This is a genomic window from Kineococcus esterisolvens (assembly GCF_050871405.1).
Classification (GTDB): domain Bacteria; phylum Actinomycetota; class Actinomycetes; order Actinomycetales; family Kineococcaceae; genus Kineococcus.
In genome coordinates this window covers 85,735-102,141 of the sequence record NZ_JBJLRI010000003.1, presented here as the reverse complement: position 1 = coordinate 102,141, position 16,407 = coordinate 85,735, and the positions used below count along the sequence as shown (strand labels likewise).

General features: G+C 74.8%; 15 protein-coding genes. 9 read left to right on the top strand and 6 right to left on the bottom strand.

Features of this window, described 5'->3' with window-relative positions; all coding sequences use genetic code 11:
• The 4 genes from ACRYR8_RS02275 to ACRYR8_RS02260 form a co-directional block, all read right to left on the bottom strand.
• Positions 1 to 1,617, bottom strand: a complete 1,617-nt coding sequence (locus ACRYR8_RS02275) for a methyl-accepting chemotaxis protein (protein ID WP_432482450.1) — start codon at positions 1,615 to 1,617, stop codon at positions 1 to 3.
• Positions 1,618 to 1,724: 107 nt separating this feature from the next.
• On the bottom strand, positions 1,725 to 3,338 hold the full coding sequence (locus tag ACRYR8_RS02270; RefSeq protein ID WP_432482449.1) for a methyl-accepting chemotaxis protein: 1,614 nt from the start codon (positions 3,336 to 3,338) through the stop codon (positions 1,725 to 1,727).
• A 96-nt stretch (positions 3,339 to 3,434) separates the two neighbouring features.
• On the bottom strand, positions 3,435 to 4,466 hold the full coding sequence (locus ACRYR8_RS02265) for an endonuclease/exonuclease/phosphatase family protein (protein WP_432482448.1): 1,032 nt from the start codon (positions 4,464 to 4,466) through the stop codon (positions 3,435 to 3,437).
• A gap of 7 nt (positions 4,467 to 4,473) precedes the next feature.
• Positions 4,474 to 5,676 carry an ABC transporter ATP-binding protein gene (locus ACRYR8_RS02260; RefSeq protein WP_432482447.1) on the bottom strand — a complete coding sequence of 401 codons (1,203 nt, stop codon included), beginning with the start codon at positions 5,674 to 5,676 and terminating at the stop codon, positions 4,474 to 4,476.
• A gap of 56 nt (positions 5,677 to 5,732) precedes the next feature.
• Between ACRYR8_RS02260 and ACRYR8_RS02255 the strand changes: the two genes are divergently transcribed.
• Positions 5,733 to 6,284 (top strand): PH domain-containing protein, encoded by a 552-nt coding sequence (locus ACRYR8_RS02255; protein ID WP_432482446.1) that lies wholly within the window; start codon positions 5,733 to 5,735, stop codon positions 6,282 to 6,284.
• Positions 6,281 to 7,888, top strand: coding sequence for a PH domain-containing protein (locus ACRYR8_RS02250; protein ID WP_432482445.1), 1,608 nt, complete (start codon positions 6,281 to 6,283; stop codon positions 7,886 to 7,888). Before ACRYR8_RS02255 ends, ACRYR8_RS02250 begins: the two co-directional genes overlap by 4 nt.
• Positions 7,889 to 7,909: 21 nt before the next feature.
• Here the strand turns inward: ACRYR8_RS02250 and ACRYR8_RS02245 are convergent, their stop codons facing one another.
• Together ACRYR8_RS02245 and ACRYR8_RS02240 are read right to left on the bottom strand one after the other, a co-directional pair.
• Entirely contained in the window at positions 7,910 to 8,089 is a 180-nt protein-coding gene (locus ACRYR8_RS02245; RefSeq protein ID WP_432482444.1) for a hypothetical protein, read from the bottom strand.
• Between the two features lie 83 nt (positions 8,090 to 8,172).
• Positions 8,173 to 8,883 (bottom strand): methyltransferase domain-containing protein, encoded by a 711-nt coding sequence (locus ACRYR8_RS02240; protein WP_432482443.1) that lies wholly within the window; start codon positions 8,881 to 8,883, stop codon positions 8,173 to 8,175.
• Positions 8,884 to 9,179: 296 nt separating this feature from the next.
• On the opposite strand from ACRYR8_RS02240, the gene ACRYR8_RS02235 reads away from it, so the two are divergent.
• The 7 genes from ACRYR8_RS02235 to lysS all read left to right on the top strand — a co-directional run bounded on the left by ACRYR8_RS02235 (position 9,180) and on the right by lysS (position 16,400).
• A complete protein-coding gene (locus ACRYR8_RS02235; protein WP_432482442.1) occupies positions 9,180 to 10,022 on the top strand; it encodes a glucose-1-phosphate cytidylyltransferase in 843 nt (280 codons plus the stop codon).
• Positions 10,023 to 10,048: 26 nt separating this feature from the next.
• The gene (locus tag ACRYR8_RS02230; protein ID WP_432482441.1) at positions 10,049 to 11,095 is read left to right on the top strand and encodes an NAD-dependent epimerase/dehydratase family protein; all 1,047 of its coding nucleotides are present in this window, start codon (positions 10,049 to 10,051) and stop codon (positions 11,093 to 11,095) included.
• Positions 11,092 to 11,637 carry a dTDP-4-dehydrorhamnose 3,5-epimerase gene (rfbC, locus tag ACRYR8_RS02225; RefSeq protein WP_432482440.1) on the top strand — a complete coding sequence of 182 codons (546 nt, stop codon included), beginning with the start codon at positions 11,092 to 11,094 and terminating at the stop codon, positions 11,635 to 11,637. The genes ACRYR8_RS02230 and rfbC overlap by 4 nt, the downstream gene beginning before the upstream one ends.
• The gene (locus ACRYR8_RS02220) at positions 11,634 to 12,923 is read left to right on the top strand and encodes an NAD(P)H-dependent oxidoreductase (protein ID WP_432482439.1); all 1,290 of its coding nucleotides are present in this window, start codon (positions 11,634 to 11,636) and stop codon (positions 12,921 to 12,923) included. Before rfbC ends, ACRYR8_RS02220 begins: the two co-directional genes overlap by 4 nt.
• Before the next feature lie 112 nt (positions 12,924 to 13,035).
• The gene (locus ACRYR8_RS02215; protein ID WP_432482438.1) at positions 13,036 to 13,962 is read left to right on the top strand and encodes a Rossmann-like and DUF2520 domain-containing protein; all 927 of its coding nucleotides are present in this window, start codon (positions 13,036 to 13,038) and stop codon (positions 13,960 to 13,962) included.
• Positions 13,955 to 14,812, top strand: coding sequence for a pantoate--beta-alanine ligase (panC, locus tag ACRYR8_RS02210; RefSeq protein ID WP_432482437.1), 858 nt, complete (start codon positions 13,955 to 13,957; stop codon positions 14,810 to 14,812). Before ACRYR8_RS02215 ends, panC begins: the two co-directional genes overlap by 8 nt.
• Before the next feature lie 55 nt (positions 14,813 to 14,867).
• The gene (gene lysS / locus ACRYR8_RS02205) at positions 14,868 to 16,400 is read left to right on the top strand and encodes a lysine--tRNA ligase (RefSeq protein ID WP_432482436.1); all 1,533 of its coding nucleotides are present in this window, start codon (positions 14,868 to 14,870) and stop codon (positions 16,398 to 16,400) included.
• Positions 16,401 to 16,407: the final 7 nt, after the last annotated feature.

The window sequence follows — 16,407 nt, the reverse complement described above, 5'->3', positions numbered from 1 at the left end:
TCAGCAGCGGAAGGTGCCCACGAGTTCCCGCAGGGCGTCGGCGGCGGCGTTGACCTCCTGCGCGGCCTCGGCCGTGCGGGTGGCGCTGCCGGTGGTCCGGGCGGCGGCGTCGGCGAGGCCGGACACGTTCGCGGCGATCTCCTGGCTGCCGCCGGAGACCTCGGTGACGTTGCGCACCATCTCCGAGGTGGTGGCGGACTGCTCCTCCACGGCCGCGGCGATGGTCGACTGCAGGGCGTCGATGCGCGCGATGACCTCGGTGATGTCACCGATCGCGCTGGCCGCCGCTCCCGCGTCGGTCTGGGTGGCGCTGACCCGGCCGGTGATCTCCTCGGTGGCGCGCGCGGTCTGCTGCGCCAGCTCCTTGACCTCGCCGGCCACGACGGCGAAGCCCTTGCCCATCTCCCCGGCGCGGGCGGCCTCGATGGTGGCGTTCAGCGCCAGCAGGTTGGTCTGCTCGGCGATGGAGGTGATCAGCTTGACGACCTCACCGATCTCGCGGGACGAGGCGGACAGGCGCTCCAGGGTGGCCGAGGCGTCGGCGGCGGAGGTCACCGCGGCGCTGGCGACCTGCGAGGCCTCGGCGGTGGAGGAGGCGATCTCGCGGATCGCGGCGGACATCTCGTCACCGGCGGCGGCCACGGTGCCGATCGAGACGGAGATCTCCTCCGTCGCCGCCGAGACCACCTGCGCCCGGGAGGCGGAGCTGTCGGCCCCGGCGGACAGCTCCGCGGACACCCCGCCGAGCTCCTGCGCCGAGGCGCTCAGCCGCTGCGCGTCCCCGGTGATCTGCTGCACCGCGGCGCGGAAGCGCCCGGTGGTGTGGTCCAGGGCACGCGCCATCGCCCCGATCTCGTCGCTGCTGCCCACCCCCACGGTCGCCGTCAGGTCACCCTCGGCGACGCGTGCGAGGACACCGGTGACGCGGTGCAGCGGGGCGACGATGCTGCGGCGGATCACCAGGGCCGCGGCCACGGCCACGGCCAGGCTCGCCACGAGCAGCGCCAGCACGAGCTGCTGCCCGCGGTGCACGGTCGCGGCGAACCCGTGCCCGCCTGCCAGCGCGGCGCTCGCCCGCTCGGTCTCGGCGTCCAGCAGCCCCTCGTAGGCCTTGCGGGCGTCGCGGTTCGGCCCGAACGACGCGGCGACGGCCGCCTCCCGGTCGGTGGCGGCCAGCGCGTACTCGGCGGCCAGGGCGTCGAACCAGGCGTGCACCTGCGTCTCGATCGTGGTGAGGGCCTCGCGCTCCCCGTCGCTGGAGGCCGCGGCGCGCGACTGCGCCACCGCGGCGTCGAAGTCGGCCCGCCGTCCCAGGCTCTCGTCGGCGAACTCCTCCTCCCCGGTGATGAAGAACCCGCGCTCGTCGGTGGCGGCGGCCTTGGCCGTCAGCGCGGCCTGCTGCAGCCCGGTGATGTAGGGCACCGCACGGCCCAGCTCCTCCTGGCGCTGGGAGCGCAGGTCGGCCATGACCGACAGGGCGACCAGCCCGACCGCGACGGCGGCGGCCGCGACGAGGGCGGTGGCCATCAGCAGTCGCGTGCCGACCTTCCGGTCGGCCAGCCAGCGCCGCAGCGCCCCCTGCCGGTGCGGTTCCCCGCCGTACCCGTCGCTGCTCATGTCCAGCTGCCCCCGTCGTCGTGGGCCGATCGCCGGCCCCCTCCGGGGGGCATCGGCAGCCCGGCGCCCGACCTTGAGCGGTCGGGCCCGGGCCGCCGGGGGCGGGTTCAGACGCGGAACCTGCCCACCAGCTCCTGCAGCCGGCTGGAGGTGGCGGCCAGCTCCAGCACGGCCACCTCGCCCTCGGCGAGGGAGGTGGTGGTGGTCCGGGTGGCGCCGGCCACGCCGCCGATGCTCCCGGCGATGCCGGCGGCGCCGGCGGCGGCCTCCCCGACGCTGCTGCTCATCGCGGCGGTCGTCGCGGTCTGCTCCTCCACCGCCGACGCGATGGTGCCCTGGTAGTCGCTGATGGTGCCGACGATCCGGGTGATGTCGGCGATGGCCCGCACGGCGCCCTCGGTGTCGGCCTGGATGGTCGCCACGCGGCGGGAGATGTCCTCGGTGGCGGCCGCGGTCTGCTGCGCCAGCTCCTTGACCTCCCCGGCGACCACCGCGAAGCCCTTGCCCATCTCCCCGGCGCGGGCGGCCTCGATGGTGGCGTTCAGCGCCAGCAGGTTCGTCTGCTCCGCGATCGCGGTGATGACCTTCACCACGTTGCCGATCTGCGCGGAGGACTCGCCCAGCTTGGAGACCGTCACGTTGGTGGCCGAGGCGACCTCGACGGCTTCCTGCGCGACGCGGGCGGCGTCGTTGGCGTTCTGCGAGATCTCCCGGATCGACAGGCCCATCTCCGAGGCGCCGTCCGCGACGGTCCGCACGCTGGCGGAGATGTCCGCGGCGGAGGCGGCGACCACGTCGGCCTGCGCGGCGGCCTCTTGGGCGCTGCCGGCGATGCGCTGGGTGACGCCGGTGAGCTGCCGGGAGCTGTGGTCGAGGGTGCCGGTGGACTCCGTGAGCTGCCGCACGAGGGAGCCGATGCCGGTGCGGGCCCGGTTCACCGCCCCGGCCATGGCGCCCAGCTCGTCGCGGGAGTGCACGTCGGCGGCGACGGTCAGGTCACCGGCGGCCACCGCGTCCAGGGCGGTGCCCACCGAGCGCAGCTGGCGGCTGATGGTGCGCACGACGAACGCGGCCAGCGCACCGGCCAGCGCGAGGCCCGCGACGAGGGCCGCGACCACGGTGGCGCGAGCCGTGCGGTACGTGGCGGCGGCCTCGTCGCTGCGGGCCTGCGCCTGCTGGGTCTCCGCGTCCTGCAGCGCGGTGATCGCCGTGTTGAAGCCGTCCTCGGCGTCGCCGAAGCTGACCGCGATCTGCTCGCCCACCGGCATCGTGAACCCGGCCGGCGGGGTCTGCTGGAAGAGGACGACGTCGCGCAGCGTCGCGTAGTCCTCGTACGAGGAGCGCAGGTCCTCCACGGCCTGCGTCGTGGCGCTGCCGGACGCCCCGGCGGCGTAGCGGTCCAGCGACTCCGCGACCTGGGCGTCGGCGGCCCGGGCCGCCTCGAGGGGCGTGACGCCCTCGATCTCCGGGACCCCGAGGCTGTGCAGCATGTCGGCCCGGTACATGGCGGTGAGGCCGGCCCGCACGTCGGAGATGTGCCGCATCCCGTCCACGTGCTGCGCCTTGACGGTCTTCAGCTCGGCGTCGAGGGACGACATCCCGGACACGCCGACCGCGCCGACGCCGACGGCCACGGCGGACGCCGCCAGGAGCGCTGCACCGATCTTCGCGGTCACGGACCGGTCGGCGAGCAGGCGGCGGGGGGTCTCTGGTGCGTCCATGCGGGGTCTCCTCGGCGAGCTGGACGGCCCGGCGGCTCCTCCACCTGCTCGTCCTCCCCTCTTGCGTCGGCGCCCCGCCACAGCTCCTTGAGCGTTTCACCTCTCCCAGCGCAGGTCGGCCACGACGGGGGCGTGGGTGCTGCCCCCGGCGGTCCCCTCGGCGTCGGCGACGGGCTCCAGCCCGGAGGTCAGCACGACGTCCACCCGGGCGAAGCCGGGGTTCGACCCCCGCGTCAGCTGCGGCCGGGTGCCGACGGCGCGGTGCACGTCGGTGAGGCCACCGCCGTCCGGGCCGTCGCCGGTGAGCACGCGCAGCGGCTCGTTGAAGTCCGAGGAGTTCACGTCGCCGCCGAGCACGACGGGCCCCGCGGCCGCCAGCTCGCGGGCCAGCTGCGCGTAGCGGCGCGCCTCGGCCACGCGCACCCGGGCGGCCCGTTCGGTGCCGCCCGCCGGGTTGTTCGCCCGCCCCCAGGACGTGCAGCCGATGCACGGGGAGGCCAGGTGCAGCGAGAGCACGGGCAGCTCGGCCGGCCCACCCGCGCTGCGGGCGTCCAGGACCACCACGTGGGCCGGTCGTGCACCCGCCGGCAGGCCCGTCACCGGCCGGGAGGAGGTGATGGGCAGGGTGGACCACACGGCGTCGCCGTCGTCCCCGGAACCGTCGGCCGCGGGGCTCGTGGCGCCGTACCAGCGGTGCGGGTACCGCGGGTAGCGCTCGTCGAGCTGGGCGCGCGCGGCCGGGCTGACCTCCTGCAGCAGCAGCACGTCGGGCCGCCAGCGCTCCACGAGCAGGCGCAACCCCTCCAGGCCGCGGGTGCCCGACACGTTGAACGTCGCCACCCGCAGGTCCGACGGGCCGCCACCGCGCCCCGGCAGCACCAGCGGCCCCAGCAGCGCCCCGGCCGCCACGGCGGGGGCGAGGACCGTCGCGAGCACCCCCCACGCGCGGGTCGCCACCGCGACCGGCACCACCGCCAGCGCCGGGGGCAGCCACCAGAACGCCGTCAGGCCCGCCGCGTAGGTGGCGGCGGTGGAGTCGCCCAGCACGGCGACGGCGGCCAGCGCCGCGGTGGCGACGGCGCCGTACAGCGCCGCCAGGGCCCGGGCGAGCTTCCCGGCACCGCTCACCGGCGCATCACGCCGCGCCGCTCCGCCCGTCCGCGGCGGGGTGCGCGCCGGCTCGCAGCGCGGTGTGCACGACGTCGGGGGTGAGCACGCCGAGGAACTCGGTGCCGTCCAGGACGGGCAGGAACCGCAGCTCCTGCGCGAGCAGGGTGGAGAAGGCGGTGCGCATCGTCTCGGCGCGCTGCACCGTGACGTCGAACGGCTGCGTCCAGTCCGCGACCCGGCCGGCGCGGTCGCCGCGGCGCGCCGCCTCGGTCAGCGGTGCCCGCGGCACCCAGCCGACGAGCTCGCGGCTGTCGGGTGCCAGCACGACGCCCCAGGAGCGGCCGTCGACCTCCAGCGCGGTGGAGGCGTACGCGACGCCGTCGCCGGGGGCCAGGGCGGTGGGGACCTCCAGGTCCTCCGGGCGGATGGGGGTGACGGCCAGGCGCCGCAGGCCCCGGTCGGAGCCGACGAACTCCACCACGAAGTCCGTGGCCGGGGCCGACAGCAGCGTCACGGGGTCGGCGTACTGCTCCAGGTGCCCGCCGGTGGACAGCACCGCGATGCGGTCGGCCAGCCGCACGGCCTCGTCGAGGTCGTGGGTGACGAACAGGGCGGTCTTGCCCAGCTCCGTCTGCAGGCGGCGGAACTCCGCCTGCAGACGGTCCCGCACCACCGGGTCCACGGCGCCGAACGGCTCGTCCAGCAGCAGCACGGGCGGGTCGGCGGCCAGTGCGCGCGCGACGCCGACGCGCTGCTGCTGCCCGCCGGACAGCTCCGCCGGGTAGCGGGGCCCGTGGACGCGCGGGTCCAGGCCCACCAGTTCCAGCAGCTCGTCGGCGCGGGCGCGGCGGGCCGACGCGTCCCAGCCGAGCAGCTTGGGGACGGTGGCGACGTTGTCGCGCACGGAGCGGTGCGGCAGCAGCCCGCCGGCCTGGATGACGTAGCCGATGCCGCGGCGCAGCTCCACGGCGTCGACGTGGGCGGTGTCGCGGCCGTCGACGAGGACCCGGCCGCTGGTGGGCTCCACCAGCCGGTTCACCATCCGCAGGATGGTGGACTTGCCGCAGCCGCTGGGGCCGACGAGGGCGACGAGCTCGCCGCGGCGGACGTCCATCGAGAGCTCCCGCACCGCCTCGGTGCCGTCGCGGTAGCGCTTGCCGACCCCTTCGAAGCGGATGACGGGGTCGTCCTCCGCCACCCCCGGTCCGCTGACGCCCTCGACGATCACACCGGGAGCCTCGCCGACGCGGCCGCGCAGCGCAACGCGTCTGGCACCCTTGCCGCGTGGATCACGGGGGCGGCGCGGAGGGGACGGACGGCGTGGTGGGACCGGCGGGGGACCCGGCCGGGGGAGCGGTGGACCCGTTCGACCCGCCGGGCGTGACGTGGCGGCGGGTGTCGCCGCGGCTGGTGACGTCCCAGCGCGTCACGGGCACGCTCTGGGCGGCGCCCGTGGTGCTGGTGCTGGTGGTGCTCGCGGTGCTGCTGACGTGGTGGATCGCGGTCGGCGCCGCGGTGGTGGCGGCCCTGTGGGCGTGGGGGTGGTGGCTGACCGGCCGGCAGGTGCCCGCCTGGGGGTACGCCGAGCGCGACGACGACCTGCTGGTGCGCCACGGGCTGCTGTTCCGCTCCCTGGTCGTCGTGCCGTACGGGCGGCTGCAGTACGTGGACGTGGAGGCCGGTCCGGTGGACCGCCGCTTCGGGCTGGCGAAGGTGCAGCTGCACACCGCCTCCCCGGACTCCGACGCCGCGATCCCCGGCCTGCCGCCGGAGGAGGCCGCCCGGCTGCGCGACCGCCTCGCCGAGCGCGGGCGCGCCCGGCTGGCGGGGCTGTGAGCGGCACCGGCCCCGTCGGGCCCGAGCGTCCCGTCGGGCCCGAGCGTCCCGTCGGGCCCGAGCGTCCCGTCGGGCCCGAGCGTCCCGACGGGCCCGAGCGTCCCGACGGGCCCGGGCGCGGGGACGAGGCGGCGCTGGAGGTCGTCGACGCCGCCGTCGCCGGGCGGCTGGACGCCCCCACCCGGGCGGTGCTCGAGGACGCCGGCTGGCGCCGGCTGCACCCCGTCACGCCGGTGCTGCGCGCCTGGAAGATCGTCGCGGCCGTCCTGGCGTTCGCCGTCGTGCAGAACGGCGACGAGCTGCTGCGCATCGACGTCGAGGCGTGGCTGCTGGCGCTGGTCGTGCTCGGCGGTCTGCTGGTGCTGGCCGTCGTCGGCGCCGTCTACAGCGCGATCGCGTGGCGGCGCACCCGCTACCGCGTCGACGCCGAGGCCGTGCGCGTCGAGCGCGGCGTGCTGTGGCGCCAGCAGCGCAGCGCCCAGCTGGACCGGCTGCAGGCGGTGGACGTGGTGCGCCCGCTGCTCGGCCGGCTCTTCGGGCTCGCCGAGCTGCGCCTGGAGGTGGCCGGCGGTTCCGGCAGCAAGGTCTCGCTGGCGTACCTGCGCGAGGACGAGGCGCAGCGGGTGCGCAACGCGCTGCTCGCCGCGGCCGCGGGGCTGCGCCTGGACGACGCCGGCGGTGGCGCCCTCAGCGCGCCGGAGGCGCCGCAGCGGCCGGTCGTGCACGTGCCGCCCGCGCGGCTGGTCGCCGCCACCCTGCGCTCGGCGTCGACCGTGCTGGTGCTGCTGGCCGCCGTCGCCCTCGTCGTCGGCAGCGTCGCGGCCCGCAGCACGACGCCGCTGGTGGCGGCGCTGCCCGGTGCCGTCGGCGTGGTCTCGGCGGTGTGGCAGCGCTTCACCCGCGGCTTCAACTTCACCGTCGCCGAGTCCCCGGACGGCATGCGCCTGACCCACGGCCTGCTGGAGCTGCGCTCGCAGACCCTGCCGCCGGGCCGCGTGCAGGCGCTGCGGATCACGCAGCCGCTGCTGTGGCGCCGACCGGGCTGGTGGCGCGTGCAGGTCAACGTCGCCGGGTACGCCGCCGGCCCCGGCGAGGCGGCCCAGGAGGCCAGCACCGTGCTGCCGGTGGGCACCGAGGAGGAACTGGCGCGGGTGCTCGCGATCGTGCTGCCCGCCCTGGGGGCGAGCGGCCCCGGCGGCGCCCTGGACCTGGTGCGGGACGGGCTGACGGGCCGCGACGACGACGGCGGCTACACGCCGGTGCCGCGGGCGGCGCGCTGGCTGGACCCGGTCTCCTGGCGCCGTGGCGGCTACCTCGTCACCGAGCACGCCTTCCTCGCCCGCGGCGGCCGGGTGGTGCGCCGGCTGGACGTGGTGCCGCACGCCCGCACCCAGAGCCTCGGGCTCGCGCAGGGGCCCCTGCAGCGCCGCCTGGGTCTGGCCGGCGTCGCGCTGCACTCCACCTCCGGGCCGGTGAAGCCGCGCGTGGACCACCTGGCGGCGCCGGTGGCGGCGAGGCTGCTGGCCGAGCAGTCGCAGCGGGCGCGCGCCGCGCGCGCCGCCGCGGGGCCGGAGCGGTGGATGGCGGGCCGCGCGGACGACTGACCCGCCGCCGCGCCCGCCCGTTCAGCGGTGGCCGCTGCCGGACCCGCGGCGGCGCAGCTGCGACACCGCGGCGTCGATCTTCCGCCGCGTCGCCGGGTCCTTCGCAGCGGCCTGCGCGCGCCGGGTCGCCTCCTGCGCGATCCGGCGCCCCCGGGGCGTCGAGAGGAACTTCGTCACCTTGCCGAGCAGCCCTCCGGCCACTGCACCCGCCTCCTCGTCCCGTGCGTGCGGTGCTGTCCTGGTGAGACGTTCTCGCGGGTCGCGGTCGCCTGCCACCGGACGGGTCAGTCCTTGCGCAGGACCAGGGCGACGTCGGTGACGGTGAACAGGAACTCCCCTGCGGCGGCGCTGCGGCGCAGGCCCTCGATCCAGCCGGCGGCGCGGGCGGCCAGCCGCGGGTCGTCCGCGACGGAGGCGAGCACGCCGGTGGCGACCTTCCAGGCCACCGAGCCCTCGTCGAAGCGGCGGTGCGGGTCGGCCCAGGAGTGCACGGACTCGACGGTGAAGGCGCTGCGCGCGGCGTGCTGCAGCAGCTTGCGCCCGGCGAAGCCGTCGGCGGGGGAGCCGCCGGCGGGGGCGTGGGCGACGAACCGGTCGAGCAGGGTGCGGGTCAGGGTGTCGTCGTCGCTGGTGAACAGCGCGGTGTCCCAGTCGGAGTGGGCCAGCACGGCGGTGCCGCCGGGGCGCAGCACGCGGTGGACCTCGGCCAGGTGGGCGTCGACGTCGCGCAGGTGCTCCACCGCGTTGAGGGAGACGGCCACGTCGGCGGCGCCGTCGTCCAGGGGCAGGTGCGCCAGGTCGGCGATGTGCGCGCGCACCCGCTCGTCGAGCAGGAGGTCGTCGTCGAGGGTGGATCCGACGTCCACCGCGTGCACGAGGCGCGTGCCGGCGTGCAGCAGGGCGCGGGTGGTGCGCCCGGAACCGCACGCGAGGTCGAGCGCCACCGTCCCGGCGTGCGGCCGGGCCAGCGTCGCGACGTTCTCGAACCGTCCCACGAGCGAAGGGTAGGGCCTGCGGTGCCGCCGCCCACCTCCTGGCCGCACCGTCCAGTGTCTTTGAGTGACGGGCAGGTTGCGCTCCGTCGCATCTTCTCCGCGACCTACCCCCGGATGGGGAGTCTTGGGCAGCAGATCCCTTCATCACGCTCCGTGCTGAGGGGCCTGTAGTAGCCTCGGCCTGCACTTGTCGGGGAGCCGGCGGCGCGAATTCGTGGGGGGTTCGAACCGCGGCCGGTGAGCGTCTCCGAGTGCTGCCCCCACCTGTCCACGGCTCCGCCTCGCGGTGTCGGTCGATGTCGGATCGAGTGAGGGAACAACTGACGATGAGCGCTGCGACGCCCGTGTCCGAGATTCCGGTGGTCATCCTCTGCGGAGGCATGGGCACCCGCCTGCGCGAGGCCAGCGAGAAGCTGCCCAAGCCCCTGGTCGACATCGGCGGCCGCCCCATCCTGTGGCACATCATGAAGCTGTACAGCGCCCACGGCTTCCGCAAGTTCGTGCTCTGCCTGGGCTACAAGAGCGACATGATCAAGCGGTACTTCCTGGACTACCGCATCAACGCCGGTGACTTCACCCTGAACCTGTCCTCGCAGGAGGCGCCGACGTTCCACACGAGCGGTGTCCAGGAGGACTGGGACATCACCTTCGTGGAGACCGGCCTGACCACCGCCACGGCCGCCCGCATCAAGCGCGTCGAGCAGCACCTGACCGCGGACAAGTTCGTCCTGACCTACGGCGACGGCATCGGCGACGTCGACATCACCAAGACGCTGCGCGACCACGAGGCCGGCGGCCGCCTGGCCACCGTCACCGCGGTGCACCCCTCCAGCCGCTACGGCGAGATGCACGTCGCCGACGGCGCCGTCGTGGAGTTCAACGAGAAGCCGACCCTGGCCGACGGCTGGGTCAACGGCGGGTTCTTCGTCTTCGAGCGCGCCTTCGCCGACAAGTACCTCGAGGACGACCCGGACGTCATGCTCGAGCACGCCCCGCTGCAGCGCGTGGCGCGCGACGGCCAGCTGACGCTGTCCGCGCACGAGGGCTACTGGCTGGGCATGGACACCTTCCGCGACTGGACCGAGCTGAACAAGCTCTGGGACTCCGGCGAGGCGCCCTGGAAGATCTGGGAAGACTGACACCCGAGGGAACCGGAGAACCGCTAGTGAAGATCGTCGTCACCGGCACCGAGGGCTACCTCGGCTGCCTGCTCGCCCCCACCCTGCTCGAGTCCGGCCACTCGGTGCTCGGCATCGACACCGGCTACTACAAGCAGGGCTGGCTCTACAACGGCGTCACCGCCTCGGTCGAGACGCTCGCCAAGGACATCCGGCACATCACGGCCGACGACCTGCGCGGCGCCGACGCGGTCGTGCACATGGCCGAGCTGTCCAACGACCCGCTCGGCGAGCTCATCCCCGACGTCACCTACGTCGTCAACCACAAGGGCTCGGTGCGCCTGGCGGAGATGGCCAAGGCCGCGGGCGTCTCCCGCTTCGTCTACATGAGCTCCTGCTCGGTGTACGGCGTGGCCGACGACACCGTCGACGAGACCTCGCCCGTCAACCCGCAGACCGCCTACGCGGAGTGCAAGGTCATGGTCGAGCGCGACCTGGCCCCGCTGGCGGACGACGACTTCTCCCCGACGTACATGCGCAACGCGACCGCCTACGGCGCCTCGCCGCGCCAGCGCTTCGACATCGTGCTGAACAACCTCGCCGGCCTGGCGTTCACCACGGGCGAGATCGCCATGACCTCCGACGGCTCGCCCTGGCGCCCGCTCGTGCACGGCCTGGACATCGCCAAGTCGATCCGCGCCGTCCTCGACGCCCCCCGCGAGGCGATCCACAACCAGGTCTTCAACGTGGGCGACTCCCAGCAGGTCTACCGCGTCCGCGAGATCGCCGAGGCCGTCGGCCGCGCGCTGCCCGACGCCCGGATCACCTTCGGCGAGAGCAACGGCGACAACCGCAGCTACAAGGTGAACTTCGACAAGATCCACTCGACGCTGCCCGGCTTCTCCTGCGACTGGGACGCCGACAAGGGCGCCGCCCAGCTCGTCGAGGTCTTCAAGGCCATCGACCTGGACGAGGAGACCTTCAAGGGCCGCGGCCACACCCGGCTCAAGCAGCTCGAGCACCTCATCAGGACGGGGCAGCTCGACAAGGAGCTGTTCTGGAACTACCAGCCGACCAGCGGGATCACCCAGTGAAGATCACCACGACCGACATCGAGGGCGTCGCGATCGTCGACCTCGAGGAGCGCGCCGACGAGCGCGGGTTCTTCGCCCGCACGTTCTGCCGCGACGAGTTCGAGGCCGCCGGGCTGGTCCCGGCCGTCGAGCAGTGCAACCTGTCGTACAACCACGCCGCGGGCACGCTGCGCGGCATGCACACCCAGGTCGACCCCGCCCCGGAGGCGAAGCTGGTGCGCTGCACCGCCGGCGCCATCCAGGACATCATCGTCGACCTGCGGCGGGGCTCGCCCACGTACCTCAAGCACGTGGCCGTGGAGCTGACCGCCGAGAACCGCCGCGCGCTGTACGTCCCGCCGTACTTCGCGCACGGCTACCTCACGCTCACCGACGGCGCCGAGGTCGTGTACCAGGTCAGCCAGAAGTACACCCCGGGCACCGAGCGCGGCCTGCGCTACGACGACCCCGACCTGGCCCTGCCGTGGGCCCGCGACGTCGCCGTCATCAGCGAGAAGGACGAGTCCTGGACGCTGCTGGCCGACGGGGCGGTGCTGTCGTGATCATCGTCGACAACGCCCTGAAGCAGCGGCAGGCCGAGGGCCGCCCGATCCGCGTCGCCCTCGTCGGTGCCGGGTTCATGGGCCGCGGCGTGGTCAACCAGGTCGTGAACTCCGTGCCCGGCATGGAGCTCGTCGCCATCGCCAACCGCACCGTGTCCAAGGCGCGCGACGCCTACGAGCAGGCCGGGCTGACCGGTGTGGTCGAGGCCGACGACGCCGCCGCGGTCGACAAGGCGATCTCCGCCGGCACGCCCGTCGTGTCCGCCTCCTACGAGGCCGTCGTCGACGCGGGCCAGGTCGAGGCCGTCGTCGAGGCCACCGGCAACACCGAGTACGGCGCCCACGTCGTCGTGCGGGCCATCGAGGCCGGCAAGCACGTCGTGCTGCTCAACGCCGAGGTGGACGGCACCGCCGGCCTGGCGCTGCGCAAGCGCGCCGAGAAGGCCGGCGTCGTCTACACCGGTGCCGACGGCGACCAGCCCGGTGTGCAGATGAACCTGCTGCGGTTCGTGCGCTCCATCGGCGTCACCCCGCTCGTCGCGGGCAACATCAAGGGCCTGCAGGACGAGTACCGCAACCCCACCACCCAGGAGGGGTTCGCGAAGAAGTGGGGTCAGGACCCGTACATGGTGACGAGCTTCGCCGACGGCACCAAGGTGTCGTTCGAGCAGGCCCTCGTCGCCAACGCGGCCGGGTTCACGGTGGAGGAGCGCGGCATGCGCGGCGCCGACCACCACGGCCACGTCGACGAGCTCACCGCGAAGTACGACGTGGACCAGCTCAAGGAGCTCGGCGGCGTCGTCGACTACGTCGTCGGCTCCAAGCCCGGCCCGGGCGTGTACGTCCTGGGCACCCACGACGACCCCAAGCAGCAGCACTACCTCAACCTGTACAAGCTGGGCGAGGGGCCGCTGTACTCGTTCTACACGCCGTACCACCTGTGCCACTTCGAGGTGCCCCTCACGGTGGCGCGCGCGGTGCTGTTCCGCGACGCCGCCATCGTGCCGGGCGACACCGTCACCGTCGAGGTCGTCACCACGGCCAAGACCGACCTGAGGGCCGGGAAGACCGTCGACCGCCTCGGCGGGTACGACACCTACGGCGTGGCCGAGCGCTACGACGTCACGAAGGCGCAGAACCTGCTGCCGATGGGCGTCGCCGAGGGGTGCGTCCTCAAGCGCGACGTCGGGAAGGACGAGGTCCTCACCTACGACGACGTCGTCCTGCCCGAGGGGCGCCTCATCGACGCCCTGCGCGCCGAGCAGGCGGCGATCCTCGCCGACTGAGGGGCCGGGCGCAGCCGCAGCCCGCGGTGGTCGTGCAGTCGCAGCCCGCTGCACGACCACCGCGGGCTGCCGGCGTTCCGGGACCCTCGCCGCGTCGCGTTAGGGTTCCGCGGTGAACTCCGCCGGACGCCTGGACGTCGCCGTCGTCGGCGCCGGCCGCGTCGGTCCCGTCCTGGGGGCCGCGCTGCGCGCCGCCGGGCACCGCGTCACCGGGATCGCCGCCCGCACCCGCGACGCCGCCGAGCGCGTGGAGGCGCTGCTGCCGGGCGTGCCGTGGGTGGAACCCGCCGAGGCGCTCGCCGCCGACCTCGTGCTGCTGGCGGTCCCCGACGACGTCCTCGCCCCCCTGGCCGCGCAGCTGGCCGCCCACGCCCGTCCCGGCCAGCTCGTCGCGCACACCTGCGGCCTGCACGGCACCGCGGTGCTGGAACCGCTGACCGCGGCCGGGGCGATGCCCGCCGCCCTGCACCCGGCGATGACGTTCACCGGCACCTCCCTGGACCTGGGGAGGCTGCGCGGCGCCGCCGTCGCCGTCACGGTGCCGCCCCTGCTGCTGCCCATCGCCGACGCCCTCGTGCGCGAGTGGGGCGCCACGCCCGTGCCCGTGGCCGAGGAGGACCGGCCCGTCTACCACGCCGCCCTCGCGCACGGTGCGAACCACCTCGTGACCCTCGTGGCGCAGGCCCTGGACGCCGCGCGCGAGGCGGTCGCCGACGCCGCCCCGGACGTGCTGCGCCCGCTGCTGGCCGCCGCCCTGGAAGGCGCCCTGGCCTCCGGGAGCGCGGCCCTGACGGGTCCGGTCGCCCGGGGGGACGCCGGCACGGTCGCCGCGCACCTGCGCGTCCTGCGCGAACGGGCGGGAGCCGGGACCGCGGCGACGTACGCGCAGCTGGCCGGTGTCGCCGCCGACCGCGCGCGCTCGGCCGGGCGGCTGGACCCGGCGGCCGCCGACGCCGTGCGCGACGCGGTGTCGGGGTTCGAGCAGGACTCCCGGGCGGCACGCGCCCGGCAAGGTGAGGAGCAGCAGGACCGTGGCTGAACTGGTCGTCGCCCGCACCCGGGCGGAGCTGAGCGCCGCCCGGGCGCGGCTGGAGGGGCCCGTCGCGGTCGTCATGACGATGGGCGCGCTGCACGCCGGGCACGCGCGGCTCATCGCCGAGGCCCGCTCGCGCGCCGCCTCCGTCGTGGTGACGGTCTTCCTGAACCCGCTGCAGTTCGGGCCGGGGGAGGACCTGGCGCGCTACCCGCGCACCCTCGACGACGACCTGCGGCTGGCCGCCGAGCACGGCGCGGACCTCGTGTTCGCCCCCGCGCCCGACGTCGTCTACCCCGACGGGGACCCCGGCGTGCGGGTCAGTGCCGGGCCGCTGGGTTCCGTGCTGGAGGGTGCCAGCCGCCCCGGGCACTTCGACGGCGTCCTGACCGTCGTCACCAAGCTGTTCGGCCTGACCCGGCCCGACCTGGCGTTCTTCGGGCAGAAGGACGCCCAGCAGCTGCTGCTGGTGCGCCGCACGGTCCGCGACCTGGACCTCGGCGTGGAGGTCGTCGCCGTGCCCACCGTGCGTGAACCGGACGGCCTGGCGATGTCCAGCCGCAACCGCTACCTCACGCCGTTCGACCGGGAGGTCGCGCTCGTCCTGCACCGCGCGCTGGCGGCCGGTGCCGCGGCCGCCGCCGAGGGACCCAGCGCGGTGCGCCGCGCCGCCCGCGACGTGCTGGCCGCCGAACCCGCCGCCCGCGTGGACTACCTGGCGCTGGTGGACCCGCGCGACCTGGCCGACGTCCCGGAGCACCACCGCGGCGAGGCGCTGCTCGCGGTGGCGGCCCGGGTGGGTTCCACCCGGCTCATCGACAACGTCCCCCTCGTCGTCGGCCGCGGCGAGGGCTGAGCCGCGCCGGGGCCGCACGTCCGGGGGGTGCGCCGCGCGCGGATAGCCTGGTGCGGTGAGCGAGCAGGCGGGACGGGACCAGCGGGCGGACGAGGTCGAGGGCGAGGAGTTCGAGGACCTCCCCGAGCAGGTGCGGGTCCGCCGCGAGAAGCGCGACCGCATCCTCGCCTCCGGCGGGGAGGCTTACCCGGTCGGCGTGCCCCGCACGCACTCCCTCGCGCAGGTGCGCGAGGGCTGGGCGCACCTGGAACCCGGCGAGGAGACCGACGACGTCGTCGGCGTGACCGGGCGGGTGGTGTTCCTGCGCGGCACCGGGAAGCTGGTGTTCGCGACCCTGCAGGAGGGTGACGGCACCCGGCTGCAGGCGATGCTCTCCCGCGACGGCGTCGGCGAGGACGCGCTGGGCGCGTGGAAGTCCGACGTGGACCTGGGCGACGTGGTGTTCGTGCGCGGCCGGGTGATCTCCTCCAAGCGCGGCGAGCTGTCCGTGATGGCCGACTCCTGGGCCATGGCCGCCAAGGCGCTGCGGCCGCTGCCGGTGCTGCACAAGGAGCTGTCGGAGGAGACGCGGGTGCGCCAGCGCTACGTCGACCTCATCGTGCGCGAGCAGGCCCGCGCGAACGTGCGCGCCCGCTCGGCGGTGGTTCGCTCGCTGCGCCGCACCCTGGAGGACCGCGGGTTCCTCGAGGTCGAGACGCCGATGCTGCAGACCCTGCACGGCGGCGCCAGCGCCCGTCCCTTCGCGACGCGGTCGAACGCGTTCGACACCGACCTCTACCTGCGCATCGCCCCCGAGCTGTTCCTCAAGCGCTGCGTCGTCGGCGGCATCGAGCGGGTGTTCGAGATCAACCGGAACTTCCGCAACGAGGGCGCCGACTCCACCCACTCGCCGGAGTTCGCGATGCTCGAGGCGTACCAGGCGTGGGGCGACTACGACTCCATCGGCGAGCTGACGCGGACGCTCGTGCAGACCGCCGCGCAGGAGGCCTTCGGCACGCAGGTGGTGGAGCTCGCCGACGGCGGCGAGTACGACCTGGGCGGGGAGTGGACCTCGATCTCGATGTACCCCTCGCTGTCGGCCTCGCTGGGCGAGGAGATCACCCCGGAGACGACCCGCGAGCACCTCATCGCCCTGGCCGAGCGCCTGGGCATTTCCGTCGACACCGCCCGGTGGACCCACGGAAAGCTCGTGGAAGAACTCTGGGAGCACCGCGTGGCCGATTCCCTGGAATCTCCCACGTTCGTCCGGGACTTCCCCGTGGAAACGTCCCCGCTGGTGCGCGCGCACCGGACCGTCCCGGGCGTGGTGGAGAAGTGGGACCTGTACGTGCGCGGTTTCGAGCTGGCCACCGGGTACTCGGAGCTGGTCGACCCCGTCGTGCAGCGCCAGCGCTTCACCGAGCAGGCGCGCCTGGCCGCCCTCGGCGACGACGAGGCCATGCGCATCGACGAGGACTTCCTGCGCGCCCAGGAGCACGGGATGCCACCCACCGGTGGCATGGGGATGGGCATCGACCGCCTGCTCATGGCCCTGACGGGTCTCGGCATCCGGGAGACCATCACCTTCCCGCTGGTCAAGCAGCGCTGAGGGGCTG

Bases quoted from the DNA above. Each gene is read 5' to 3' on its own strand.
- ACRYR8_RS02270 (WP_432482449.1), bottom strand. From the start codon at position 3,338: ATGGACGCACCAGAGACCCCCCGCCGCCTGCTCGCCGACCGGTCCGTG.
- ACRYR8_RS02235 (WP_432482442.1), top strand. From the start codon at position 9,180: ATGTCGGATCGAGTGAGGGAACAACTGACGATGAGCGCTGCGACGCCC.
- ACRYR8_RS02275 (WP_432482450.1), bottom strand. From the start codon at position 1,617: ATGAGCAGCGACGGGTACGGCGGGGAACCGCACCGGCAGGGGGCGCTG.